Origin of the sequence: Acinetobacter sp. FDAARGOS_558, assembly GCF_003937785.1 — a bacterium.
Classification (GTDB): Bacteria; Pseudomonadota; Gammaproteobacteria; order Pseudomonadales; family Moraxellaceae; genus Acinetobacter; species Acinetobacter baumannii.
On sequence record NZ_RKJH01000001.1, the window covers coordinates 354,032 to 378,310 of the forward strand.

The following is a 24,279-nucleotide window of genomic DNA, read 5'->3' on the forward strand; positions in this document are numbered from 1 at the left end:
TAAATATCAGAAAATTTTGCCTTTGGTCTCACTTGGGTTTTCTCCAAATTCTTCACGATATTCTTGAGAAAAACGGCTTAAATGGTTAAAGCCCCAGTCATACGCAAGCTTTGAAATAGAAATCTTTTTATCTGCTCCTGTAGTGCTCAAGATTTTGTAAATTTGTTGAAGACGATATTTTTTCAAATACGACATTGGGCTGGTGCCGTAGTATTGTTGAAATTCATCATACAATTTTGATTTTGAAACCCCAGCCAAACGCTGCAAGTCTTCTGCACAGATTTCTTCGTGAGCATGTTCAATAATAAAATTACGAACCTTTCGAATATAAGCTGGCTCATCTTGATGTGAGAGTGACTTTAAAGCTTCAGAGTAGTTGTTTTCTTGAGATAATAGTAAGGCTTTAATTACAAAATTTTCATAGTCTTCAGATAACATCTGTAAACCATAAAAATTGCTATATTGCGATTTTAGCTGTAAAAAATTCTGAATATTCTTCCACCACGCTCCAATCAGTTGCTCAGAGTCTAAGTGCATTTCAGGGTTAAAAATGATAGGCGTTTCTATAGGTTTATTCAGTAAATCTGCAAGGACAATCTGCATACTTCGCTCAGGAATAACCACCTGAAATTTTCTACAGTCTTTATGGATAATCAGATCTTGTTGATCATTATTTGAAACAATGAGGCCTCTGTTTTCATCAGATTGATAATGTGCACCACGAATGTTGAGAGCTTGTCGCCCCTGTATAGGTAAACTAATGCTATAAGCTTTTAAATTTGAGATGTTGATAGCGACGTTTGCACCATAACTGATTGTGCCGATTGCCATTTTTTTATTGGGCAAACGCATTCCGTCATAGTGGAAATCGAGATTATCTTTGTAAATTGTGTCTAGACGGTGTTCACCACAAATTGTGGACATCAGATTCTGCGCAAATTCAGCTTTGCGTGAATAATGATTGAGTTCCATCTGTTGGCTGAGTGATATCATATCCTTTTCACCTAGCTAAAACTTATTGCTAAAAAAGCAACTTGTATGCCAATTAATACCCTTTAATTGACGAGTTTTCCTGAAAATATCTAATCAGGAAATAGCGTAAATATTACTTTCTCATACTCTATTAAATTTTAAAAATGGAAATAAGTTAAATACCTTTAAAGTATAAATTTATACCCTAACGAACTTATTTTCTTAGTTTTTTATAACAATTTATAGTAGAGATAAAGCATTATTTTGAACAGTAGATAATCATAAATTTTTAACGAGTAAAAAACCGCTTATATAAAATAAGCGGCTTTCATAAAACAATTAAATTATTGGGCCGTATAACCGCCATCCATCACGACAGCTTGGCCTGTTACCCCACCTGCTTTTTCACTCGCAAGGAAAATTGCATAATCAGCGATTTCTTCAACAGATAGCAAACGCTTTTGAGGAACCATTGCCAAAATTACATCCTCAAGTGCACTGTCTAAACTTACATTACGGGTTTTAGCCAAATCTGCAATTTGCCCACGAACCAATGGTGTATCTACATACCCCGGACATAAAGCATTTACCGTAATACCATCACGTGCACATTCTAATGCGGCAACTTTTGTTAGACCGATCACACCATGTTTAGCGCTGTTATAACCTGCCTTTCCAGCGAAACCAATCAAGCCATTAATTGAAGCCATATTAATAATACGACCATATTTCTGAGCTTTCATGATTGGAAAAACATGTTTAATACCAATAAATGCCCCAGTTAACATGACTTGAACTAACTTTTGAAAAACAGCCGTTGGAAATTCTTCAATAGATGCAACATGTTGGAAACCAGCATTATTAATTAAGATATCAACCGTACCAAAGGTCTTTTGAGTAAGCTCAATGGCTTGTTTATAAGCATCTTCATCAGTCACATCACATGGTGCAGATAATGCATCAAAACCTCGCTCTTTAAGTGAGTTTGCTGTTTCTTGACACTTTTCAGCATTCATATCAGAAATAACAACTTTGGCACCTTCTTGAGCAAATTTCTTAGCAATCTCTAGACCGATACCACTTGCAGAACCTGTAATAAAAGCGACCTTACCGTCTAAAAGTTTTGTCATTTATTTACTCCTTAATACTTATAACGTGCTGATTTAAACAATACCTGTTACGGTAAAGACCGTAATCACTACAAATACCGCTAATGTCTTAATTACTGTGACTGCAAAAATATCTTTATACGATTGTTTATGAGTTAAACCTGTAACAGCGAGTAAAGTGATAACAGCACCATTGTGCGGTAAGGTATCCATACCGCCTGATGCCATTGCAACCACACGGTGCATGACTTCTGGTGGAATACCCGCAGCTAAAATCGCGGCGTTATATTGTTCAGCCATCGCACTTAAAGCGATACTCATACCACCAGAAGCTGAACCAGTAATACCTGCTAGAACAGTTGTCGTCACAGCCCCATTTACTAGTGGATTTGTAAAAGTACTGCTCATTGCATGACTAATCATGGCAAAGCCCGGTAATGACGCAATAATTGCACCGAAACCATACTCAGAAGCTGTATTCATCACAGCTAAAAGTGAGCCACCAATACTGGCATTAATGCCTTCTTTAAAGTTCGTCACTACACGTTGGTAATCAAACAAAATTGCAGTAATAATCCCGACAATCAGCGCAAGACCAACTGCCCAGATCGCACCGGTTTTTGCAACGTCTACGGTGTAATCCGCTAATCCAACTGCGGCAAAATCAAAACCATTTGGATACCACTCTTTGATTGCTTTAGACAAATATTTGTTCATTACGGCAACAAGAATGAGAGGCACAAACGCTAAAAACTGACGAGCCGTACTTCCATTATTTTGCAAATTCATATCGGCTTCAATTTCTTGAGATGGTGTATTGTCTACGCCAAAACCCGAAAAACCTTCGCCAGCTTTTGCAGCAGCTCGGCGACGCCATTCTAAGTAAGCCAAACCCATGCATAGAACAAAAATAGCACCAATAATTCCTAGAAATGGTGCGGCATAAATATTAGTGCCAAAGAAAGTGGTCGGAATTACGTTTTGAATTTGTGGTGTACCAGGCAATGCATCCATGGTAAATGTAAATGCACCCAGCGCGATGGTTCCTGGAATTAAACGTTTTGGAATATTCGCTTTTCTAAAAAGCTGGTTTGCAAAGGGATAAATTGCAAATACAGCAACAAATAAACTTACACCGCTATAGGTTAAAATTGCACCTAGTAATACAACCGTTAAAATTGCTTTTTTTGCCCCAATCCATCTTACAATGGTTCGAGCAATAGACTCAGCAATTCCTGACATTTCAACGACTTTACCGAAAATTGCCCCCAGCAAAAACACAAGAAAGTAATCTTTTATAAAGTTCACCATTTTGGGCATAAAAACACCCGAATAAAACGGTAAAACATTGGCTGGATTAATGAGTAAAACTGCAAGTAAGGCACAAATTGGTGCCATGAGAATGACAGAAAAGCCCTTGTAAGCTGTATACATCAACAGCCCAAGCGAAAGTAGAATTACAAATAATTCCCACATATATTCTTTCTCCCTAAAGAATAGATATTAGGTTCAATAAAATTACCAAAAGATATTTAGGTTATCCCAAACCTATAATGATAAAAATCACAATATCCATGTGTGGTAATAGGTAAATGAGCTTAAAAATAAAATATCACTAAAATATTTAAAAACAATGTAATTTATTGAAATTTTTAAATAACAATAAATTACAAGAACTTGTTTGGCTCTCTTGGTAAAATTTAATTATTAAAAAAATATTATTGTTTTATAAAACTTATTAATTATTGAGTAAATTAAATTAATGTTTCTATATTATTTAATAAAGCCAATTGAATAATATATTTTTTAAAACAATATTATAAATACTCTTCACTTGATTCTTTTTAATATTGTCCAGATAAAATTTCCCTCTAAGTGAACTAACTAATCTACATTTAAATTAAAGAAATGAGACTTAAATATGAGTAATTTCTTTTACCTAAAGCACAAATCAAATATATGAGTAAAATCCACACAAGTCACCCCTTCTATTCCCTATACTTGTACAAATCATGGTTACTGGCTAGCTGAGACTATGGATGCGATATGTTGATTTAAAATAAATAGTTTTAAATATTATTAGGAATAATAACACTTAGGTTATTGAAAGAAGCTGTATCAGCTGTTATAAAGTCATGCCAATTCTTATTTATAAAGTGGTATCTATATTTCTTTAACACATTTTAATGAAGCTGCCTTTAAGTCGTTATCAGCTTTATAGATCATATTTGAAGTAGAGGCACTTAAAATTGTTCTAATTTTGAGTATATCTTTGTTAAGAAGCTTAACTTCTAGAACCATACCATTTTGAATGTAAATCATATTATTTGCATACTTAACTTTGTTAAATACAATATTTCCACTAATATCATCACAAATTATTCCACTCCCATTTGGGTAAAGTTTTATTGTTGATATGTTAGGGCCACTCGAAAACGTCCATATACCTGACACTGAAGATATGGATGGTTTTACTTTAATAAACTTATTATTAATCAGTTGATTAGCAGGATTTAAACATCCATTTAATAAAACTGTTATCCCTAATAAAATAATCTTTTTCATGAAATTATCCATTTTAATAATGTGTAAAATTTAACAGTTCAGATCTTTTTCATTAATTTTACGGATTTTGAGCAATTGTATTCGCTCAGTTGAACCGAACTTTAGCTTTTTATACCATTTAGGAAAGTTAAAACTGCCATTTCAACACGCTCATCTATTTGACTATCAGTAACTATTTCACCAGATATAATTTTAAATTGTAGATCTGAGATGAGCATATCGCAAAATAAAGCACCCATGACTTTCGGTTTTGAAACTCTTATCTCCCCAACCTCAGCCCTTTTCATTAAAAGTTCTGCTGCTAAGTTATATGCACTAACTGGACCTAATTGTACAAATGTTTTTGCAAACTCTGGATAACGAGTCGCTTCTGAAAGTACCAGTTTCTGTAAAGCAATTACGCGAGAAGATAAAAGTACTGATAAAAATATTCTTCCAAAAGAAGTAAGAGCTTGCTCAATTGAGCCACCTTCTACTGGTAAGGCTTTTAGTGGATCAAGTACTTGCTGGCACACATCCGCAATCACACTCCTAAAAAGCCCCTCCTTATCACCAAACTGAGCATATAGATCTCTTTTAGACCCCCCGATCTTGGAAATAATTAAATTAATAGAAACTCTTGAGTAACCATACTCTAGAAAAAGATCACCTACTGTTTGAATTATAAGGCGATTTTTATTATCAATTTGATTGGTTTTGGTACTTTCACTTATCACAATTCTTTCCTACAAAATAAAAGGCGTGCCATGGTTCTTGACATTACCATGTACAAAAGTATGATGGTAACGATCGTTACCATCAACTCTATATAGGAATAATCTTCTTATGGCATCCTTAATTCATAATACTTTATCAAGTAATTACACATTAGTTATTGGGCGAATAGTTTTATCTTCATTCTTTTTAATCGCTGGTATTTTTGGTGTGTTTAACTTTGATACTGTTGTTAATGAAATGATTGGAGCAATTTTACCACTTCCTGAATTATTTGCTTTTGCAACTATAGCCATTCAACTTATAGGATCAATTCTACTTATTTCAAATTTTGCAGGGCTTACATGGTTGGGTGCAGGAATACTAGCCATTTTCACTTTACTTTGTATTCCTATTGGACATCCTTTTTGGAAATTAGCTGAACCACAAAGAACTCAGGATTTCCAAATTGTATTAGAACATATTGCTTTAAGTGGAGGGCTTCTATTAGCAGCAATAGCCACCAAGAAATAAGTTGAGATAATCAAAAACTCAAAATCTTCTGTGTTACATACATAGTGAGTTCTGTCTTCACAGGGCTCTTTAATAGAGACTCCAAATAATCCTCTTCCTCAAAAAATTCTGTGCCATTGTGACTATTACCATTTACTAGAGATTGTAAATTAATATAAAAATTTTGCTCTACTATCTTTATCGGATTAGGCAGGAGTTATTTTTACATTTCAGTTTTTAAAGTAGGCATTGGCGGTAAAAAATCTGATTTTATCAATTGATCTGTATCATAGAGTTCTAAACTCACAGGACCTGCGGCATATGGAGCCAATTCGTAAATCTGAAAATCAAATGTAAGTCCGCCTGATTGATTAATATAGAAATTTTCACTTACTTTAAAGTCTTCTTTACTAATGTAAGGCTGCATATCTTTTTCTTGACACCAATATCCGTATTGTTTCCACAATTCCTCTTTAAGCGCATTCATCTTTCCATTGATAACAATATCTTTTAATTCAATGCGTTTTTTACTTTTTAAGTCAAAAATATAATCTTCAAAAGTTGCTATACCATGAGCCCCGCCAGAATATTCTGAACTTACTTTTGAAATTTGCACATATTGGCCAAACTGTCCATTAAAGCGATAAACCACACTCTGTGACCAGTTATTAAACCCTTCAGCTTGGGTTTGATTTAGTTGCTTTTGCTTTTCTGAAGGAGGTGTAAGAGCATCTGCATAATCTTTACGGATTTCCTTATCGATTACTTGATCAATCCATTCAATATTACTTTTAAGTGCAATCGCTTCTTTAGAGGTACATACAATTCCATCAACATCTGGATTTGGAGCACAAATTTTGGGTTGTTGAAACTTCACAAGAAAATTACGTACTAGCATAGCAGGAATTATATTTTCTTCTTTTGGGGGCTGTTCAGTTGCTTTTATAGTAGAGGTTTTTTCCGTTTTTTCTGTTGGTTTTTCCTCTGCTTTTTTTATACATCCACTCAATACAAGTGGTACTACCATTAAGCCAAGAATAGTTTTATTCATCAATTATACCCTTACATAATTTATTTATCTTTTAAATTAAATTTTAAAGAATTTAAAAATTCATAGATATATTAATTGAAATTAGAATGACTTTATATCTTGATATTTTTTGAAAATAAATTTTGAAAAAATAATATTTATTTAATTTAAATTATTTAATACAATAGCGAAGTAAGATATTGATAAGAAAACAAAATATGATGTGGATTAAATTTATCTTGTATCCTCTTGGTATGTTTGTACTGTGGCAAGCTATTTTTATAATTACGCAACTCTCTTTAACATCTCTAAATATGCCACAAGTCTTTGTAGGTATAATTTCATTGATCATAAATTGCGGGATGCAAATTCTTATTGGTTATAAAATCCCTCATCTAGCACCGAAATATAAATTTGTAGTGAGTACTACTTACGTCATCCTCTTCACCTTTTTATTGGCAATCTATTCAACAACTGTTTTATTAGAAGGCTTGAAAGTTGCTCCTCAAGCAATTTGGCTAGGTTATTTGTTTTTCCATATAATTGGCGTGTTTATATATTTTTCTAATAATAGAGACGAGTTTTGTTGGGACAATTTATTAAAGTAATTCAAGATTTTTACATTTATTTCTAGCTCTCTGTTAAATAAGTCTATGTTTTTTCTTTTTCATAATTTTTTGTCAAAAAACATCATATTAGGCAAATTTTCGTATAAATTACTCTTCTAGGTAAGTTGAGTAATTTAAAGGAAAGAAATGACGCTTAAACAACTAAAAGCTTTTTTGGCCCTTGCGCGTACACTCAACTATGCCAATGCTTCTTTAGAGTTACATCTCAGCCAATCTGCTTTAAGTCTCACCATCAAAAGCTTAGAGGAAGAATTAGGCGGTAAACTGTTTAACCGTAATACACGCCGTGTTGAACTTACTCAAGAAGGCAAATCACTCATTCCATATGCAAAAAAATTACTCGCCAATTGGGATGAAATGGAAAACGATGTTAAACAACGCTTTAAACTCAATCGCGGAACATTAAGTATTGCCTCAATGCCCTTTGTGACCCATGCAATTTTGCCAGAGGTGATTCATCAATTTTTAGCAGTCCATCCCAATCTTAATTTTTCAATTCACGATATTCCAAATGAGACCATTATAGAAAAAGTACAAGATGGTATTTTTGAGCTTGGTATTTGTTTTGAACCTGATCTCACCGAAGGTTTAGAGTTTAAACCGTTGTTTGAAGAAGACTTCTTAGCTCTATTACCTAAGAGTCACCCACTCGCTCAATCATCTTCTATTACATGGCATGAGCTTTGTTCAAATCCATTTGTAACCTTGCAAAAACCCTCAATTGTTCGATATTTAGTTGAGCAAAATTGTTTAAGAAATAATATAACGCTCGATTTAAAAGTTGAATGCCACCAAATTTCATCTCTTTCAAGTTTCGTTGCTTATGGAATTGGGGTAAGTGCAATTCCAAGGCATTTTGCTAAACACATTGATAAAGAACATAACGTACTGATTGATTTAAAAGACGAAGCCATTCATAAAACAGTAGGAATTGTTTATAAAAAGAACTTTGAAATTTCAAATATTTCTGCTCAATTTATTGAGGCACTGGTTCAATATAAATTTTAAAAAATTAAAGATTGTCTTTTAGTATAAGTTAAGCTTATGGATAAGTTAAATTCTTTAATTTTTATAAGTTTCAATATGTTGTAGAGTAATTTTTAAATTTTTTAGCTAGTATGCGTCTTAAGTTTTGTACTTAATTTGATATTATTCATTGATTATACTTATTAATCATTTAAAAAAATTAACTTCTATAACACAAAATGTGATGCTAAAACTAGAAACACTAAGGGATATAGGAAAACAACAGAATGAATAAAGTTTATGCCAACGCAGAGGCAGCACTGAAAGATGTAATTGCAGACAATCAAACACTTGCTGTTGGTGGTTTTGGTTTGTGTGGAATTCCAGAAAAACTAATTGTTGCAGTTAAGCAAAGTGGTGTGACTGGTCTCACATGTATTTCGAATAACGCAGGTGTAGATGATTTCGGTTTAGGTATATTGCTTCAAACCAAACAGATCAAAAAAATGATCTCTTCTTATGTGGGTGAAAATAAAGAATTCGAGCGTCAATATTTAAATGGTGAATTAGAAGTTGAACTAACCCCACAAGGCACCTTAGCTGAAAAGTTACGTGCTGGAGGTGCTGGAATTCCAGCATTTTACACACAAACTGGTGTAGGTACACTCATTGCTGAAGGTAAAGAAGAACGTATTTTTAACGGCAAAAATTACATTTTAGAAGAATCTTTAACAGCCGATGTAGCTCTTGTTAAAGCATATAAGGCAGACAAGGCAGGTAATTTAGTATTTCGTAAAACTGCTCAGAATTTTAATCCCGAATGCGCAATGGCTGGAAAAATTACAATTGCAGAAGTTGAACAGGTGGTTGAAATTGGTGAATTGGATCCGGATGAAATCCATTTACCAGGTATATATGTGAACCGCATTGTATTAAACGCATCACCTGAAAAACGCATTGAGCATAAAACTTTAAGCACGGAGGCAGTATAAAATGGCTTGGTCACGTAATGAAATGGCACAACGTGCTGCAAAAGAACTTGAAGATGGTTTTTATGTCAATTTAGGTATTGGCTTACCTACCCTTGTTGCCAATTATATTCCTGAGAATATTAATGTTTGGCTTCAATCTGAAAATGGCCTATTAGGTATTGGTGAATTCCCGACTGAAGAAACTGTCGATGCCGATTTAATTAATGCCGGCAAACAAACGGTTACTGCTCGCCCTGGTGCAGCCTTTTTCTCAAGCTCAGAATCTTTTGCCATGATTCGTGGTGGCCATGTCAACATTGCAATTTTAGGTGCAATGGAAGTTTCTGAAAAAGGAGACTTAGCGAACTGGATGATTCCGGGTAAAAAAGTCAAAGGTATGGGCGGTGCAATGGACTTGGTTGTTGGTGTTCAAAAAGTTGTTGTTCTAATGGAACACTGCGCAAAAGACGGTACACCAAAAATCGTGAAAAACTGTAGTTTGCCTTTAACAGGTAAAGGTGTTGTTCACCGCGTGATTACAGACTTAGGCGTAATGGATATTACGCCACAAGGTGTAGAGCTCATTGAACTTGCTAAAGACGTAACGCTCGAACAAATTCAAGCTGCTACAGGTGTCGAGTTTTATAAAACCTTAGTCGCGTAAATTCTAAGGCTTAGTTAGCTGTACAAGACTCAAGTTAGTAAGTGAGCTTGAGTCTTAGCCCTATCAAGCACCGGATGTGCTGTCTATAAATAAGAATGAGAAGGATTTTTTCAGCTATGGAAAAACAGCAAGGAATTTTTGAAAGATTTGCTCTTCGGATTAGTGACTGGTCTGAAAAATGGTTTCCTGATTCATATATTTTTGCTCTGCTTGGCGTCATTATTGTCTCTGTTGCCGCCTTGGGTATTGGTGCTCCAATCCATGATGTAGCGACTTCATTTGGTAATGGCTTCTGGAGTCTTATTCCCTTTACCCTGCAAATGACTATGCTCATTATTGTAGGTTATGTCGTTTCTGTATCTAAGCCCGTAAAATTCCTGATCCAAAAAATGGCGCGTATTCCAAGTTCTGGACGTGGTGCTATTGTTTTGGTGGCAACCGTTAGTTTATTAATTTCACTAGTCAATTGGGCAATAAGTACGATTCTTACTGCACTTTTAGTGATTGCATTAGCAAAACGTAAAGAGCTGAATATGGATTATCGTGCTGCTGCGGCAGCTGCAATCATTGGTATGGGAGCAACTTGGGCTCTTGGAATTAGTTCATCAGCAGCACAGCTTCAGGCAAATAAAACCAGTTTACCTGAGTCAATTTATAACCTAACTGGTGTTATTCCATTTACCGAAACGATTTTCCTTTGGCAATCAATTGCAATGACCATTATTTTAGTGATTGTTTCAATCGCTATTGCATATTGGTCTGCCCCAAAAGGCAATAGCGTTAAAACCATTGATAGTTTTGATGTGCAATTTGAAGAAGAAAAAACAAATGAAGCAAAATCTACTCGTCCAGGTGACTGGTTAGAAAATTCGCCTATCTTAACGATTATTGTGGTGGTTTTAGGCTTAATCTGGATGTTTTTTGAATTTTCAAAAAGCAATCCCATCATTGCCATTTCAAGTCTCAACACCTACAACTTCGTGTTTTTAATGCTTGGGTTAGCTTTACATGGCACACCACGGAACTTTTTAAATGCTGTTGCAAAAGCAGTTCCGGCAGTATCGGGCATCTTAATTCAATTTCCACTTTACGGAAGTATCGCCTTTATTATGACCCAAGCTTTAAATAGCCAAGACTTATCGCTGTCACATTATATTGCCGAGTTTTTCGTTTCAATCGCTTCAAAAGAAACCTTTGCAATTGTGATGGGAATTTACTCTGCGGTACTTGGATTTTTTGTACCTTCAGGTGGTGGAAAATGGATTATTGAAGCCCCATATGTAATGCAAGCAGCAAATGATTTAAAGGTTCATTTGGGTTGGTCTGTACAAATTTATAATGCAGCCGAAGCTTTACCAAACTTAATCAATCCATTTTTTATGCTTCCAATGTTAGGCATTTTAAAACTAAAAGCAAAAGATGTGATTGGTTTTACAGTGACGCAGCTCGTTGTGCACTTTCCTTTAGTTTTATTCTTGCTGTGGTTCTTTGGTAGAACGCTCAGCTATACCCCTCCAACTTTTTAATTTAGTGGCGCCTTTAGTTTAGGCTAAAGGCAAATTTAGCAAATACACCAATAAGAGATATTAAGATGAGTTCAATTGTTATAGTTTCAGGTAGCCGTACTGCAATGGGTGGTTTTCAGGGTAGTTTATCTTCTCTAACTGCTCCAGAACTTGGCGCTGCTGTCATCCGTGAATCGATCCAACGTGCAGGTGTTAAGCCTGAACAAGTAGATGAAGTGATTTTCGGTTGCGTACTCAGTGCAGGTATTGGTCAAGGCCCTGCTCGTCAAGCCATGCGTAAAGCTGGCGTGCCTGATCATGTCGGAGCTGTGACCATTAATAAACTTTGCGGCTCTGCAATGAAAGCTGTGTTAATGGCATCAGATACCTTAAAAGCAGGCAGTGCCAATATTATTGTGGCTGGCGGCATGGAATCTATGACGAATGCACCTTATATTTTGCCTAAAGCTCGCGGTGGTTATCGTATGGGACACGGCGAAATTAAGGATCATATGTTTTTAGATGGCCTCGAAGATGCAGAAACAGGTCGTTTAATGGGTTCTTTTGCTCAAGACATGGCAAATACCAAAGGCTTTACCCGTGAGCAAATGGATGACTTTGCAATTTCTTCACTTAAAAAAGCACAAACTGCAATTACGGAAGGTTATTTCAAAGAAGAGATTGTTCCTGTTGAAGTAAAAACACGTAAAGGTGTCGAAGTTATTGATCAAGATGAGCAACCATTAAAAGCTAATCTTGAGAAGATCCCAACATTGCGTCCAGCTTTTAGTAAAGATGGGACAATTACAGCTGCTAACTCAAGCTCGATTTCTGATGGTGCTGCTGCGTTAGTACTTACCACTGAAGAATATGCTCAAAGCCATAGTTTAAATACTTTAGCAAAAATTGTTGCAACTTCTACTCACTCACAACATCCAAGCGAATTCACAATTGCGCCAATTAGTGCAATTCAAAAAGTACTTGAGCGTGCTGGTTGGTCTGTTGATGAAGTAGATGCTTGGGAAATTAATGAGGCTTTTGCAATGGTGGCAATGGCACCAATTCATGAGCTAGGAATTGATGAAGCAAAAGTAAACGTCCATGGTGGTGCATGTGCATTAGGCCATCCAATTGGTGCTACAGGTTCAAGAATTATCCTTTCTCTTATTTATGCATTAAAACGCTTAGGTAAAAAGAAAGGTGTCGCTGCCCTTTGCATTGGTGGTGGTGAAGCAACAGCCGTTGCGATTGAAATTTAATTTAAAATTAAAAGAAGATGTAAGGATTTTCTTACATCTTCTTTTTATAATTAAAACTTTTAAGCAGTTTTAAATAGTTCATAACAAGTTTGACGGAACCATTTATGGCTACTCTTGTGGTGACAAGACATATGCCAATGTTGCTTAACATCATAAGTTGGAAAATCAAGCGGTGCCGGTAAAATCTGTAAGTTCTCTCTAACCAATAAAACCTGACTTAAATAATATGGCACAGTGGCAATAGCATCTGTTTCCTGAACGACCAATCCCACACCTAAATAACTTGGTAAGCGAATTAAAATATTTCGGTCCAGCCCTTTATTCTGCAGCTCATTTTTAATGTGATAATGCCCAATACCCGCATCAATATCGATGTGAGATTCACGCATATAATCCTCTAAAGTGAAATTATTTGGGTCTAAACGTGGATGGCTTTTTGAGCTAATTACGACATAGTGTTGACGAAAAAACTTCTGCTGATAAAAACCTTCTTCTAACTGCGGTAAAAAACCTATGGCTAGATCAATTTCACCGTTTGCCATTTGATAGCTAGTTTCTGGTGTAATAGGCCTAATATTTAAACGAATCAAAGGTGCTTTTTCTTTTAAATAATTGGTTAGTTGCGGCAACAAAACCAAATGAGATACATCAGTCATCGCGATCGTAAACAACTGATCTGAGGTCAACGGATCAAAGTTCACATTAAAATTATTAATGCTTTCAACCTTATCAATAACTTCACTAATGAGTGGAAAAATTTGCTTTGCCAGTTCAGTCGGAATCATTTCATTACCGACTCGAATAAACAAAGGATCATTAAAATGTTGGCGGATTTTGTTTAGACCATTACTAACGCTCGGCTGTGTCAAACCAATAGCATCTGCAGCCATTGAAACACTTTTGAACCGATAAATATGATAAAAAATATTTAATAATCTACTGTCTAGATCAAACAAAATTGTCTCCGCTTGGACTCAATAATCCATTGAAATAAGCTCAAAGTAGGTATGAAAGAGATAAATACTCCTATACTCTACTTTTGACTTATTGAAATTTACTCTAAATTATCAAAGAATTTAGACAAGGGGCAATGCTTTATACTGCCTTTCATCGTAAAGACCAAAGCATAATCTACTTATTTGCTTAATTTATATATAAATATCGTGTACTTCATTATTTCAAACGAGTAGACGTTATAGATCTTGCTGACCTTTAAAACCATTCCATATTTTCTGTACCGACTTATTATCACTCAAATTATTTTTGAAGATATAAATATCTTGAGCAAGGCAATATTCTTGTTGGTCTAAAATGACTAATTTTCCGGCTGCAAGGTCTTCTTCAACATTAATTTTTGGAATCCAAGCAACTCCTAGACCTTGTAAAACCAGCTCTTTTAAATTGGTGGCATTATCTGTTTCATATAACGTTTTATATACAAGCTTACCTTCAATCAGTTGATCTACCAATTTTCTTAAGTACGCGTGTTTACTATACGCTAGCAGAGCAAAATTACTTTGTATTGTATGTTTAGGACTGTGGTCAGGTTCAGTTGCAGAAACCGGTACAATAACCGTTTCAGCAATTTTGATACCACTTAAAATATCATCCCCAACTTTTCTAATATTGCTTTTATCTGCATAGCAAATCATAAAGTCACAGGCACCTTCTTTTAACAAAGACAGGCCTTCTCCACTATTCGTTGCGACAATTTCAATTTTTAAATCACGAATAAGTGTAGGAAATTTCTTTAAAAAAGTAGTTAAAAATCCAGAGGCTAAAGAATGAACAACGCAGAAACGAATGGTCGATTCAGTTTCATTTTTAATATTTTTAATTAGTTTTGCGGTCTCCTCTACCTGTTTTTCAATATTTTTAGACATCACTAATAAAATTCGACCAATGTCTGTAAATTCGATGTTGTTTTTGTTGTTCCTAATAATGACTTCAGCACCAATCATTTCTTCAATTTGTTGAATTCTTCGAGTAAATGCAGACTGGCTAATAAATCTTTTCTCTGCTGCTTTTGAGATTGAACGTTCACGTTCTAATGTGAGGAGATCCTCTACCCAACGGACTTCTAAATTCATCTTATCTATTCCCTTTTAGATTTGTAATTTTATTAATTAATATTTTTGGGAAGTAGCATAAATAAATTTAGTGATGAGAAAGAATGATAAAACATAGGGAGTACCTGCAAAAATGCGAGAAGTGAAAGGACAAAGCCAATCTATAAAATTAAGTATTTAATAATTCTGACATAGAAAAGAAGATAAGAAAATAATAGGTTTTGTTTTCACGAGACAAGAGATGAACATAAGTACAATTCAGCTAAAAAAATTATTTAAATCAAACAATAAAAACCCATCATAAAAATAAATAAGTGAACTTAACAAGATAACTTTTAGAAATAGGCACGAACTTATATTTGTACATTTTATTGATAAAAAAAGTCCGCACCTTGGGGAAGAATGCGGACTGTAAACTGTTTCAATAACTGATCCTTATGTTATTGATTAAATTTTTCAGAATCTTAATTAAGATACTTTTCCACTATAAAAGGTAGTTAAAAAATCTATTTTCATACCCTTTTTACTTTGCCTAACCCAAAAAACATGAAAAATGATTTTTTACTCTCTCAATGGGTTGGTAAGGTAATAATTGATAAGAAAATGATTACCTTACCTCATTTCAGGATTTAAGCAGTCATAATAATTGATTGTATTTAAATACAATATTTGAAAAGAGTATAAGATAAAAAGATAATCCCGACTATTATACTAAAGTATCTATTTAGGTGTACGCAAACGTATTGAGTCCCCTTTAAAAGCGGTGACGATTTTCGCAGACGGGTTGATCAAAATGACCTAATATTCACCAATCAAGTAGTATAACTTTCTTGAAATTTCAACCATCATATTAGAAGTATATTGACTGATTTCAAATATCTGTTTTTTCTGTGGATTGAAAACCATATTGTCTTTTTCATCACTAAAAAAAACATAAGTTGTGTATTTATCCATGTGATGAATATGCTCTTTCAAGCTGAGTTTCTCACCAGAGTTAGGGTCATATGCAATAAACTTCATTCTCATGCATTTGTCTCTTTACAGCGTGCTTACACCTTATAAAATTTCAGTCAAAAGATTATTTAACAGACAATAATCTTGAATGCCTAAATTATTGATACGATGCAGTAGGGATATTTTGTTTAGCTTTTTGAATAGATAACTCAGCATTCTTAATTGATTGCTCAGCTTCTTTAAGCATGTGCGAACTTTTAGTTTCAGCTTTTTCTTCATTACCCCAAAGGAGATAACAAGCAAAACTTCCCAATATTAATAAAGCAGCAGTTACTTTTAACATAAACTTAATAAATCAAAATTTTCTGTATTATAAGTATTTTTATGTGAAATGCATCACAATTTTATTAAAATTTATTAAACAAAACTCATTATTTGCTTATATAAATTAACTTTCACATGAAAAATCAAATATTTTTTTGATTTTAATACACGGAAATGATTGCTTAGTTTTCTGTATAAATTTTGATTTACTTATATTTTCACACCTTTGACCAATCTATAAAATTAAATAAATATTTGAATATATTAAACTTTAGAACAAGTATTCATTCTATATATGCTCATATACCAACGATTATTTCTCGACTACCCTCTTTTTTGTTATGCAAAAAATGCATAATTGCTTTAATAAATGCATTAGAAGTGAAGCATTTCGAATTCTAAGATGAATCATCTTAACTAATTCGAAGTTTAATGATGAACACTGATATTACTACCCGTATTGAGAAGGATCTTATTGGTCATCGAGAAATCAACAATGACCATTATTACGGAGTTCAAACATTACGTGCTTTAGAAAATTTCAACTTAACAAATAGCAAAGTTGGAAATTTCCCTAATTTAATTAAAGCATTAGCTATGGTTAAACTAGCTTGTGCTGAAGCAAACTATAATCTTAAAAACTTAGATCAAACTAAATTTGAAGCGATTGAATACAGCTGTAATCAGCTTATTCGTGGTAATTTCCATGACCAGTTCCCAATCGACATGATGCAAGGCGGTGCTGGCACTTCAACCAATATGAATGCAAATGAAGTATTGGCAAACGTTGCTTTAGAATATATGGGCCATTCTAAAGGTCAATATCAATACTTGCATCCAAATAACGACATTAACATGTCGCAGTCAACAAATGACGTATACCCTACTGCAATTCGTTTAGGTTTATTACTTAGCCTAGATGAGTTAAATCTTCCATTTAACAATTTGATTCTTAGCTTCTTGAATAAATCTCAAGAGTTTGCACACATTTTAAAAATGGGTCGTACTCAGTTACAAGACGCTGTGCCTATGACATTAGGTCAAGAGTTTGGTGCTTTTGCGGTAACTCTACAAAAAGACCTTGAGCAAATTAATACGCTTATTCCAAATGTTTTAGCTTATATGAATCTTGGCGGTACAGCGATTGGTACAGGAATTACCACTGAATATAGTTACCGTGAACTCGCGATTCAAGCACTTGCAAAAATCTCTGGTAAGAAAATTAAGTCAGCTCCAGATTTGATTGAAGCCACTTCTGATATGGGTGACTTTGTTCTTTTATCTGGTTTATTAAAACGTACTGCAACTAAACTTTCAAAAATTGCCAATGACTTGCGTTTACTTTCAAGTGGTCCACGTACTGGCATTAATGAAATTAATTTAGAAGCACGTCAACCTGGTAGCTCGATCATGCCGGGTAAAGTAAACCCAGTTATTCCTGAAGCAATGAACCTTGCTTGCTTCCAGATCATTGCAAATGATTTGGCTGTAACTTTAGCTGCTGAAGCTGGTCAATTACAGTTAAATGCAATGGAACCACTTATTGCATTCAAACTGTTTGAATCGATGGACTTGCTTGGTAAAGCAATGGCAATGTTCCAAACTAAGTGTATTGATACGATTACGGCGAACCCTGAACACTGTAAAGCTTTGGTTGAAAATTCAATTGGTATTGTGACTGCACTTAACCCATACCTAGGTTATGAAACTACAACTCGTATTGCTAAAACTGCAAACGAAACTGGGCAAAGCGTATTGGCTTTAGTTCAAAATGAAGGTTTATTATCTGCCCAAGTGCTTGATGATATCTTGTCGATTAATAATATGGTTAAACCAAAAATGTCGGCTTAATTCCTGAAATAAAAAAGGAGCTTTTAAAGCTCCTTTTTTATTTGTTCCATAACTTTTAAAAGCTAAAAGTTGTAGAAAATTGAGCTGTGCGAGGATTACCTAAGAACAGATAGTCATCCCCCATAAATGCCCCTACATCACGCCAATATTTCTTGTTAAATAAGTTATCAATATTGAATCTAAAAGTTGTGTCATGCCCAGCAAAATTTGTTTTATAGGCGGCACCAATATTAAAGACACTATATCCGCCTACTTTTGCCGTTCCCTCTTTATTTGCATATTTACTGCTACTGTATTGCATACCACTGAGTAATCTTAATCCTTCAACTGACGGTACTTTATAAGATAACTGGGCTGTGGCACGTACTTTCGGTACATTTTGAGTTTGATGACCTTTGTAGATGTCCGTATCAATATCAATAAGACGAGATTTGGTATAGGTAACACCTGAACTTACATCGAGTGTATCGGTTAAGGCACCTGTTAAACCCAACTCAATACCTTGATTGTGTTGTTCGCCTTGTGAAATAAAATCGAAAGTTCCTTCTGCATTCACTTTGTTATATTGATTGTCTTGTTTTAAATCAAAAATAGCTGCTGTTACTAAGAAGTTCCGAATTTGTTGCTTAACACCAACTTCATATTGTTCAGAGTTTTTAGGAGATAGAACTTCTAGAGCATTATTAGCGAACCACGGAGCTTCACCACCATCTGATAATCCTTTGGCATATGAAGCATAAAGATTAGTCGTGGAAGTTGGACTATACATGAGTGCTAATTGTGGCAAGAATTTGTTTAAATCCGTATCACGGCTTTGCTGCCCATCTGAATTATAAGCTTGCTCATCAAGGTGAATCAGTTTTCCACCGAGTAGAGTTGACCATTGATCATTAAATTGAACTCGGTCAGATACAGTAAGTGCAGTCTGATCACTCTCTAGAGCTTTGTAACGATCGCCTGGGCTTTCCGATGAAGGACTGTAGTCGACCGTATCTTCATAGATATTGCCTGTTCCTACCGCTACATTCAGTGGTGTATGGTGCTTTAAGGTTTTATATGTACGTTGTAATTCGAAAGCGATTTGATGCTGAATATTGCCAGTGTTGAATTGACCATTTAACCCAGCAGCGAACTGGTTAGTAATTCGTGTATCATCTGGGCTGCGGAAGTCATAAATGTCATAATTTCCGTGTTTATCAAAAGTATTGCCCAAACCGGTAACTTCACAAATGCTGCTATAACATCCCCATGGGAAAGCACTATTATCATCAATCACAACACGGCTTTGAGACGCACTTAAGCTACCATTCCATTGATCGTTAAATGCATATTGATATTTCAAACTCGCATTTAGACTGTTATTTACAACAGGTTTACTCCAAGACTGGTAACCCAATAAACGGTCTTGATCTACATTTGTTGGTACTTCTTGCCCATCAAGCAGTTGATAACCGGGTACTGAACGTTGACTTTGATGCTGGGCTTCAATATCGAACAATAATTTAGAACGCTCACTAATTTTCCAGTCTAAAGCAACTGAACCAAACTCACGCTTACCATTTGCGTGATCAACATTTGGATGGATGCTTTCATGGGCTAAATTGATTCGATAACCAAAACTATTATTAACAAAGCCGCCAACATCTGTTGCCAGCGTATAGCCACCTTCTGAATTTGCATCGACTGTAATAGTTTTAACATCCGCAGGTCTTTTGGTTACATAGTTAACCACACCACCTGGTGTCGACATTCCACTTTGAATCGCAGAAATACCTTTTAAAATTTCAACTTGCTCTTTATTTTCTAAAGCAACATTTTGCTCACCACGTATGTTGTGGCCATTAATGAGATAACTTGAACCTAAATCGAGGGCAAAACCACGTGCTACAAAGTTTGGATAGTAGCCAATAGCAGCGTAGCCATCGCCTAACGATGAATCATTTTTAATCACATCGGTCAGTGTTTTTGCGTGTTGATCTGCTATACGTTCAGATGTAATGGTGGTAATAGATGCAGGTACTTTCTTTACATCACCAGTTTGAAAACCAGATAAACTCACTTTTTTTGATGTGTATAGTGCATCACTATTTTGTGTAGCGTTCACAGTAATGGTTGGGAGCTGCGAAACCTCTGCTTCATTTGCATAGACGACAGATGTTATGAGTGCAATAGATGAAGCCAATGCTGTTTTAGAGCATGTCATGAAGTGAAGATTTAACGAACGTCTTTCCATTGAATAACTACCTGCCATACCGTGCATAATTTGAAGCGCTAGAAATAAGTGCTGAGCCGATTTTTAGCCACGCAAGAATACAGCTACATATATTGAGAAACAACATATTCTGTATTTTTTCGATTAAGTGAATTTAGTTCGACTTTTTCAACTTATCATTCTATGAATTTCATTTATTTTCTTAGGAATTGATACTATAACTTTTTAAGTATTATCAAATATTCAAAATACACTTAAGCTCAAAATGGCACTTAAAAGGAGAAACAGAATAGAAAAATACTGGTATTAAATTAGCTTACTGATTTTAAAAACAATTAATTATTCAGTTAAATAAAAGGAAGTGTTCGATCATTGGTAAAAATCTCTTTAAATCGAACAAAAGGAAGTAATCACACTAGAATCGAATTTTAAAATTAGAAAAAATGAATGGTTAGGAATTCTAAGGACGTGCTCAGGGTTGAGTGATTTTTAAAAAGTTCATTCTATTTTCTGTTTAGCCCACCTAAAAAGTTCCTAGTTTTTGTCTACAAAGTGATGGAAGAAATATGACATATACTCAGGAAGAAAAACGTAGCAGGATACGTGGGATTGTAGGCGCAGCCTCCGGTAATTTAGTCGAATGGTTTGATTTTTATATTTATGCAGTATTTGCTGCTTACTTTACTCAAGCTTTAACCGCGCCAGATATGGATAGTACAACCAAGTCTATTTATGTTTGGGGGGTGTTTGCCGCAAGCTTCTTTATGCGTCCGATTGGAAGCTGGCTATTTGGTCGTATTGCAGATCGACATGGCCGAAAGAAGTCGATGATCATATCAATCTGTTTGATGGCTTTAAGCTCCTTTTTATTTGCAGCTTTGCCTACTTATGATCAAGTCGGTTTATTTGCCCCTTTTCTATTGCTCCTTGTTCGTTTACTTCAAGGCTTATCAGTGGGTGGTGAATATGGCGCCGTTGCGACTTATATGAGTGAATTAGGCTTAAAAGGTCAGCGTGGTTTTTACTCATCTTTCCAATATGTCACTCTCTCTGGTGGTCAATTGCTTGCAAGCTTACTGGGCGTTATTTTGTTGACGTTCTTAAGTGAACAACAATTACATGATGGCGGTTGGCGTATTCCATTTGTTATTGGTGGTATCGCAGCAATCTTATCTTTGCTTGCACGTAGTCGTTTAGAAGAAACGCTTTCTCATCAAGACAGCGAACGAAAAGAGTCTGGTAGCTTAAGAGAACTCTTTAAAAAGCACTGGAAAACCTTTTTGTTGGTGGTTGGGTACACTTCTGCTGGTTCATTAACGTTTTATGTAGAGACTGTTTATTCAAAAACCTATTTAACCAACTTAGGGATGGACGGAAAAACCGTTGGTTATATCATGACCTTCGCCCTATTTGTCTATATGTGTGCTCAACCTGTATTTGGTGCAATTTCGGACCGTATTGGGCGACGCTCTTCAATGTTGGCATTTAGCTTATTGTCCGCCATTTTTATTTATCCCGTCATGGTGATCGGGATGCGTGCCTATATAGATTCTCCGATCATCATTACCTTGCTACTTATCTTTATGATGATGTTACTCAGCTTCTATACTTCTATTAGTGGATTGGTAAAAGCTGAAATGTTCCCACCTCATGTGCGAGCTTTAGGCGTAGGTTTTTCGTATGCAGTAGGTAATGCGCTGTTTGGTGGTTCTGCACCTTCAGTTGCTTTACAGTTCAAAGCTGCCGGAATTGAAAACACCTTCTTTATATATGTGATTGTCATGCTGATTATCTGTTTCTTATGTAGCCTTGCGCTTCCGAAAAAACCAGATTATTTAGAACATGATCATTAATTAAATAAGATGCCTTCTGTCCCAAGCAGAAGGCATCTTTTATCCCGTAGCAAATTCTTTTAAAAAAGCCCACGGAAAAATCCCTTTATCATGCCCATCACTAAAGCAAATTTGGGCACCATAACCTTGATCAAACATAGCTGTCACTTCAACATTTTGATGCTCTATTTTAATTTGTTTAATCCGCTTCGCTCGACAAAAGCCACATGGGCAAATTTCCCTTAAACTTTGATGACTCACACATACGCTTGAGCCATCGGTCCATATAAAGTGAACCTGCTTATTTATAGTGTCGACACGGATATCAGGTCTGGTTTGCATACTTCACCTCACCAATTTGATTTAATCCAATACGAATCGCTTTTCGTACTTCAGGATCTGGATCATTTTGATGTTGTTCCAATAGCTTCTGAGCTTCTGCTGTACCAATTTCACCGAGTGCTAAAGCGACTTCTTTACGCAAGTTACTAATTTCATGCTTAAAGTTATCAGTCAAATGAGCAACTGCCAGATGTGATTTAAGTAGTCCCAAGCTCCGTACTGCTGCAATACGTACTTGCCAATACAAGTCTGATACAGCATGAATTAAAGGAGCTTCGAGCTGAACAATACGTAATTTTCCAATCGTAAGAGCAGCTTCCACTCTTAGTTGCCAACTTTCCGAAGTTAAAGAATGTTGAAGTGCTTGGATAATTTCAACCGATATGTTCTGACTATAAGCTAAACCACCTGTTGCAATACGGCGGACTTCATCATCTGTATCTGTTTCGGCAATTTTTGCCAATATCGTAATTGCTTGGTCTTGTTGTAACCAACTTAATGCACTGACTGCCTCACGGCGTACAAATGCATCTTCGTGGTGTACCAAAGCAGATATCTCTTCAAATAATTGCTGTGGTCGTAAAGGTTTTAAAGCACGCAGAATTGCACTAAGAGCAAAAGTATCCGTATGCTTTAAATACGGTGCCAGTATCTGGGCTGATGCCGCATTTTTAACTTCACTTAAACTCTGGCTGGCAGCTTGTCTCACATTCAGATCAGCATCAAATAAGGCTCGAGCTAATACCTGCAAACTGGTTGGGTCTTCCCAGCTTTCTAGTTTTTTTGCTGCTTCTTCACGAACTAAAGCTGAAGAGTCGTGTTGTAGTGCTGTATGCAACCAAGGAAGTAAATCCGGATTTTCTTCATCACCAATATTCATTAAAGCGACAAAGCGGATCTTTTCATCTGCATGATTGAGCTGCGCAAGAAATTCCTGATTATATTCATCGATATCATCTAAAGCTTGATAATAAAAACTCATTCGTATTCCTTAATTTGTGATTTCTTTCCAAGCCCTAATGGATTTAAACGGCTTAACTCTTCTTGTTGAGTGGCTTCTTTTAACGTTTGGATGCAATGTTTTTTAATGGCTGTAAATTCACTACTCGTTACAAGCTCAACATCCCGTGGATGTTCAAACTTAAGCGAAATTTCCTCAATAATCCGTCCTGGTCGATGGCTCATAATCAACACTCGATCGGCTAAAAAAAGTGCCTCATCAATATCGTGGGTAATAAATAAAACCGACGTTTGAATTTCTTGCCAAATTTCGAGTAATAGCATTTGCATTTTTAAACGAGTTTGAGCATCTAACGCACCAAAAGGCTCATCCATTAATAAAATGCGAGGTTGATTAATCAATACTCTCGCAATTTCAACTCGTTGCTGCATGCCACCAGAAAGTTCAGCTGGAAATTTATGTTCAAAACCTTTAAGTCCGACCAGATCAATCATTTTCTGAGCTTGTTCAATACGCTTTTGTTTAGCGATGCCTTTCATTTTTAAACCAAAGGCAATATTTTCGAGCACGCTTTTCCACGGAAATAAGGTATGTTGCTGAAATACCAAACCTCTATCTGGATGCGGTTCAAATATCGATTCATCATCGACCGTTAAAGACCCAGAACTAATCGGTAAATGCCCTGCCAAGGCACCTAATAATGTAGATTTACCGCAACCAGATGGGCCAAGTAGACATATAAACTCGCCCGGTTGTATTTCGAAATTAACCCGATCTAATGCCTGAAAACGATTTTTAGCTTGCCCTAAATGTAGAGATAGATTTTGAATACGTACATGGCCTTGTGTAATTGACATT

Annotated in this window: 23 protein-coding genes; 9 read left to right on the forward strand and 14 right to left on the reverse strand. The window is 35.4% G+C overall.

The features are described from left to right. Positions 1-6: 6 nt before the first annotated feature. From EGT34_RS01630 to EGT34_RS01650, 5 genes are all read right to left on the reverse strand, one after another. Complete coding sequence (locus EGT34_RS01630) at positions 7-993, reverse strand: AraC family transcriptional regulator (RefSeq protein WP_024437643.1); 987 nt, start codon at positions 991-993, stop codon at positions 7-9. Between the two features lie 323 nt (positions 994-1,316). After that, positions 1,317-2,102: a 3-hydroxybutyrate dehydrogenase gene (locus EGT34_RS01635; RefSeq protein WP_000163850.1), complete on the reverse strand. Its 786-nt coding sequence runs from the start codon at positions 2,100-2,102 to the stop codon at positions 1,317-1,319. 33 nt (positions 2,103-2,135) lie between these two features. After that, complete coding sequence (locus EGT34_RS01640) at positions 2,136-3,557, reverse strand: GntP family permease (RefSeq protein WP_000263714.1); 1,422 nt, start codon at positions 3,555-3,557, stop codon at positions 2,136-2,138. Between the two features lie 687 nt (positions 3,558-4,244). Next, positions 4,245-4,646 carry a J517_1871 family lipoprotein gene (locus EGT34_RS01645; protein WP_024437506.1) on the reverse strand — a complete coding sequence of 134 codons (402 nt, stop codon included), beginning with the start codon at positions 4,644-4,646 and terminating at the stop codon, positions 4,245-4,247. 101 nt (positions 4,647-4,747) lie between these two features. After that, on the reverse strand, positions 4,748-5,362 hold the full coding sequence (locus EGT34_RS01650) for a TetR/AcrR family transcriptional regulator (protein WP_000622632.1): 615 nt from the start codon (positions 5,360-5,362) through the stop codon (positions 4,748-4,750). 109 nt (positions 5,363-5,471) lie between these two features. On the opposite strand from EGT34_RS01650, the gene EGT34_RS01655 reads away from it, so the two are divergent. Further along, positions 5,472-5,873 carry a DoxX family protein gene (locus EGT34_RS01655; protein ID WP_024437505.1) on the forward strand — a complete coding sequence of 134 codons (402 nt, stop codon included), beginning with the start codon at positions 5,472-5,474 and terminating at the stop codon, positions 5,871-5,873. A gap of 202 nt (positions 5,874-6,075) precedes the next feature. Here EGT34_RS01655 and EGT34_RS01660 read toward each other — a convergent pair whose 3' ends face one another. Next, entirely contained in the window at positions 6,076-6,903 is an 828-nt protein-coding gene (locus EGT34_RS01660) for an RsiV family protein (protein ID WP_001044078.1), read from the reverse strand. A gap of 197 nt (positions 6,904-7,100) precedes the next feature. Between EGT34_RS01660 and EGT34_RS21105 the strand changes: the two genes are divergently transcribed. The 6 genes from EGT34_RS21105 to EGT34_RS01690 all read left to right on the forward strand — a co-directional run bounded on the left by EGT34_RS21105 (position 7,101) and on the right by EGT34_RS01690 (position 12,876). Further along, the gene (locus EGT34_RS21105; protein ID WP_000989977.1) at positions 7,101-7,490 is read left to right on the forward strand and encodes a hypothetical protein; all 390 of its coding nucleotides are present in this window, start codon (positions 7,101-7,103) and stop codon (positions 7,488-7,490) included. 147 nt (positions 7,491-7,637) lie between these two features. After that, complete coding sequence (locus EGT34_RS01670) at positions 7,638-8,519, forward strand: LysR family transcriptional regulator (protein ID WP_000172956.1); 882 nt, start codon at positions 7,638-7,640, stop codon at positions 8,517-8,519. 245 nt (positions 8,520-8,764) lie between these two features. Further along, the gene (locus EGT34_RS01675) at positions 8,765-9,469 is read left to right on the forward strand and encodes a CoA transferase subunit A (RefSeq protein WP_001045563.1); all 705 of its coding nucleotides are present in this window, start codon (positions 8,765-8,767) and stop codon (positions 9,467-9,469) included. A 1-nt stretch (position 9,470) separates the two neighbouring features. After that, complete coding sequence (locus EGT34_RS01680; RefSeq protein WP_000312583.1) at positions 9,471-10,112, forward strand: 3-oxoacid CoA-transferase subunit B; 642 nt, start codon at positions 9,471-9,473, stop codon at positions 10,110-10,112. Between the two features lie 116 nt (positions 10,113-10,228). Continuing rightward, complete coding sequence (locus EGT34_RS01685; RefSeq protein ID WP_000414929.1) at positions 10,229-11,638, forward strand: short-chain fatty acid transporter; 1,410 nt, start codon at positions 10,229-10,231, stop codon at positions 11,636-11,638. A 65-nt stretch (positions 11,639-11,703) separates the two neighbouring features. Next, complete coding sequence (locus tag EGT34_RS01690) at positions 11,704-12,876, forward strand: thiolase family protein (protein WP_000095309.1); 1,173 nt, start codon at positions 11,704-11,706, stop codon at positions 12,874-12,876. 59 nt (positions 12,877-12,935) lie between these two features. Here EGT34_RS01690 and EGT34_RS01695 read toward each other — a convergent pair whose 3' ends face one another. The 4 genes from EGT34_RS01695 to EGT34_RS01710 form a co-directional block, all read right to left on the reverse strand. Continuing rightward, on the reverse strand, positions 12,936-13,832 hold the full coding sequence (locus EGT34_RS01695) for a LysR family transcriptional regulator (RefSeq protein ID WP_001983834.1): 897 nt from the start codon (positions 13,830-13,832) through the stop codon (positions 12,936-12,938). A gap of 237 nt (positions 13,833-14,069) precedes the next feature. Next, a complete protein-coding gene (locus tag EGT34_RS01700) occupies positions 14,070-14,966 on the reverse strand; it encodes a LysR substrate-binding domain-containing protein (RefSeq protein WP_001047847.1) in 897 nt (298 codons plus the stop codon). A 777-nt stretch (positions 14,967-15,743) separates the two neighbouring features. After that, on the reverse strand, positions 15,744-15,965 hold the full coding sequence (locus EGT34_RS01705; RefSeq protein WP_000668585.1) for a hypothetical protein: 222 nt from the start codon (positions 15,963-15,965) through the stop codon (positions 15,744-15,746). A gap of 91 nt (positions 15,966-16,056) precedes the next feature. Beyond that, positions 16,057-16,242 (reverse strand): hypothetical protein, encoded by a 186-nt coding sequence (locus EGT34_RS01710; protein ID WP_000922092.1) that lies wholly within the window; start codon positions 16,240-16,242, stop codon positions 16,057-16,059. A gap of 413 nt (positions 16,243-16,655) precedes the next feature. Here EGT34_RS01710 and EGT34_RS01715 point away from each other — a divergent pair, with 413 nt between their 5' ends. Further along, complete coding sequence (locus EGT34_RS01715) at positions 16,656-18,074, forward strand: aspartate ammonia-lyase (RefSeq protein ID WP_000982135.1); 1,419 nt, start codon at positions 16,656-16,658, stop codon at positions 18,072-18,074. Between the two features lie 55 nt (positions 18,075-18,129). On the opposite strand, the gene EGT34_RS01720 is transcribed toward EGT34_RS01715, so the two are convergent. Next, positions 18,130-20,334, reverse strand: coding sequence for a TonB-dependent siderophore receptor (locus tag EGT34_RS01720; protein ID WP_000546107.1), 2,205 nt, complete (start codon positions 20,332-20,334; stop codon positions 18,130-18,132). 518 nt (positions 20,335-20,852) lie between these two features. On the opposite strand from EGT34_RS01720, the gene EGT34_RS01725 reads away from it, so the two are divergent. Further along, positions 20,853-22,139: an MFS transporter gene (locus EGT34_RS01725; RefSeq protein ID WP_000222732.1), complete on the forward strand. Its 1,287-nt coding sequence runs from the start codon at positions 20,853-20,855 to the stop codon at positions 22,137-22,139. 39 nt (positions 22,140-22,178) lie between these two features. On the opposite strand, the gene EGT34_RS01730 is transcribed toward EGT34_RS01725, so the two are convergent. The 3 genes from EGT34_RS01730 to EGT34_RS01740 are packed head-to-tail and all read right to left on the reverse strand — an operon-like array spanning position 22,179 to position 24,278. Continuing rightward, the gene (locus tag EGT34_RS01730; RefSeq protein WP_001194841.1) at positions 22,179-22,460 is read right to left on the reverse strand and encodes a gamma-butyrobetaine hydroxylase-like domain-containing protein; all 282 of its coding nucleotides are present in this window, start codon (positions 22,458-22,460) and stop codon (positions 22,179-22,181) included. Continuing rightward, on the reverse strand, positions 22,444-23,442 hold the full coding sequence (locus EGT34_RS01735; RefSeq protein ID WP_024437283.1) for a HEAT repeat domain-containing protein: 999 nt from the start codon (positions 23,440-23,442) through the stop codon (positions 22,444-22,446). The genes EGT34_RS01730 and EGT34_RS01735 overlap by 17 nt, the downstream gene beginning before the upstream one ends. After that, positions 23,439-24,278 carry an ABC transporter ATP-binding protein gene (locus EGT34_RS01740; protein ID WP_000028992.1) on the reverse strand — a complete coding sequence of 280 codons (840 nt, stop codon included), beginning with the start codon at positions 24,276-24,278 and terminating at the stop codon, positions 23,439-23,441. The genes EGT34_RS01735 and EGT34_RS01740 overlap by 4 nt, the downstream gene beginning before the upstream one ends. Between the last annotated feature and the right edge of the window lies 1 nt (position 24,279).

What these genes read in the sequence shown, in the direction of transcription:
- EGT34_RS01630 (WP_024437643.1), bottom strand. Translation starts at nt 993, where the DNA reads ATGATATCACTCAGCCAACAGATGGAACTCAATCATTATTCACGCAAA.
- EGT34_RS01635 (WP_000163850.1), bottom strand. Translation starts at nt 2,102, where the DNA reads ATGACAAAACTTTTAGACGGTAAGGTCGCTTTTATTACAGGTTCTGCA.
- EGT34_RS01640 (WP_000263714.1), bottom strand. Translation starts at nt 3,557, where the DNA reads ATGTGGGAATTATTTGTAATTCTACTTTCGCTTGGGCTGTTGATGTAT.
- EGT34_RS01645 (WP_024437506.1), bottom strand. Translation starts at nt 4,646, where the DNA reads ATGAAAAAGATTATTTTATTAGGGATAACAGTTTTATTAAATGGATGT.
- EGT34_RS01655 (WP_024437505.1), top strand. Translation starts at nt 5,472, where the DNA reads ATGGCATCCTTAATTCATAATACTTTATCAAGTAATTACACATTAGTT.
- EGT34_RS01660 (WP_001044078.1), bottom strand. Translation starts at nt 6,903, where the DNA reads ATGAATAAAACTATTCTTGGCTTAATGGTAGTACCACTTGTATTGAGT.
- EGT34_RS21105 (WP_000989977.1), top strand. Translation starts at nt 7,101, where the DNA reads ATGATGTGGATTAAATTTATCTTGTATCCTCTTGGTATGTTTGTACTG.
- EGT34_RS01670 (WP_000172956.1), top strand. Translation starts at nt 7,638, where the DNA reads ATGACGCTTAAACAACTAAAAGCTTTTTTGGCCCTTGCGCGTACACTC.
- EGT34_RS01675 (WP_001045563.1), top strand. Translation starts at nt 8,765, where the DNA reads ATGAATAAAGTTTATGCCAACGCAGAGGCAGCACTGAAAGATGTAATT.
- EGT34_RS01680 (WP_000312583.1), top strand. Translation starts at nt 9,471, where the DNA reads ATGGCTTGGTCACGTAATGAAATGGCACAACGTGCTGCAAAAGAACTT.
- EGT34_RS01685 (WP_000414929.1), top strand. Translation starts at nt 10,229, where the DNA reads ATGGAAAAACAGCAAGGAATTTTTGAAAGATTTGCTCTTCGGATTAGT.
- EGT34_RS01690 (WP_000095309.1), top strand. Translation starts at nt 11,704, where the DNA reads ATGAGTTCAATTGTTATAGTTTCAGGTAGCCGTACTGCAATGGGTGGT.
- EGT34_RS01700 (WP_001047847.1), bottom strand. Translation starts at nt 14,966, where the DNA reads ATGAATTTAGAAGTCCGTTGGGTAGAGGATCTCCTCACATTAGAACGT.
- EGT34_RS01705 (WP_000668585.1), bottom strand. Translation starts at nt 15,965, where the DNA reads ATGAAGTTTATTGCATATGACCCTAACTCTGGTGAGAAACTCAGCTTG.
- EGT34_RS01710 (WP_000922092.1), bottom strand. Translation starts at nt 16,242, where the DNA reads ATGTTAAAAGTAACTGCTGCTTTATTAATATTGGGAAGTTTTGCTTGT.
- EGT34_RS01715 (WP_000982135.1), top strand. Translation starts at nt 16,656, where the DNA reads ATGATGAACACTGATATTACTACCCGTATTGAGAAGGATCTTATTGGT.
- EGT34_RS01720 (WP_000546107.1), bottom strand. Translation starts at nt 20,334, where the DNA reads ATGCACGGTATGGCAGGTAGTTATTCAATGGAAAGACGTTCGTTAAAT.
- EGT34_RS01725 (WP_000222732.1), top strand. Translation starts at nt 20,853, where the DNA reads ATGACATATACTCAGGAAGAAAAACGTAGCAGGATACGTGGGATTGTA.
- EGT34_RS01730 (WP_001194841.1), bottom strand. Translation starts at nt 22,460, where the DNA reads ATGCAAACCAGACCTGATATCCGTGTCGACACTATAAATAAGCAGGTT.
- EGT34_RS01735 (WP_024437283.1), bottom strand. Translation starts at nt 23,442, where the DNA reads ATGAGTTTTTATTATCAAGCTTTAGATGATATCGATGAATATAATCAG.
- EGT34_RS01740 (WP_000028992.1), bottom strand. Translation starts at nt 24,278, where the DNA reads ATGTCAATTACACAAGGCCATGTACGTATTCAAAATCTATCTCTACAT.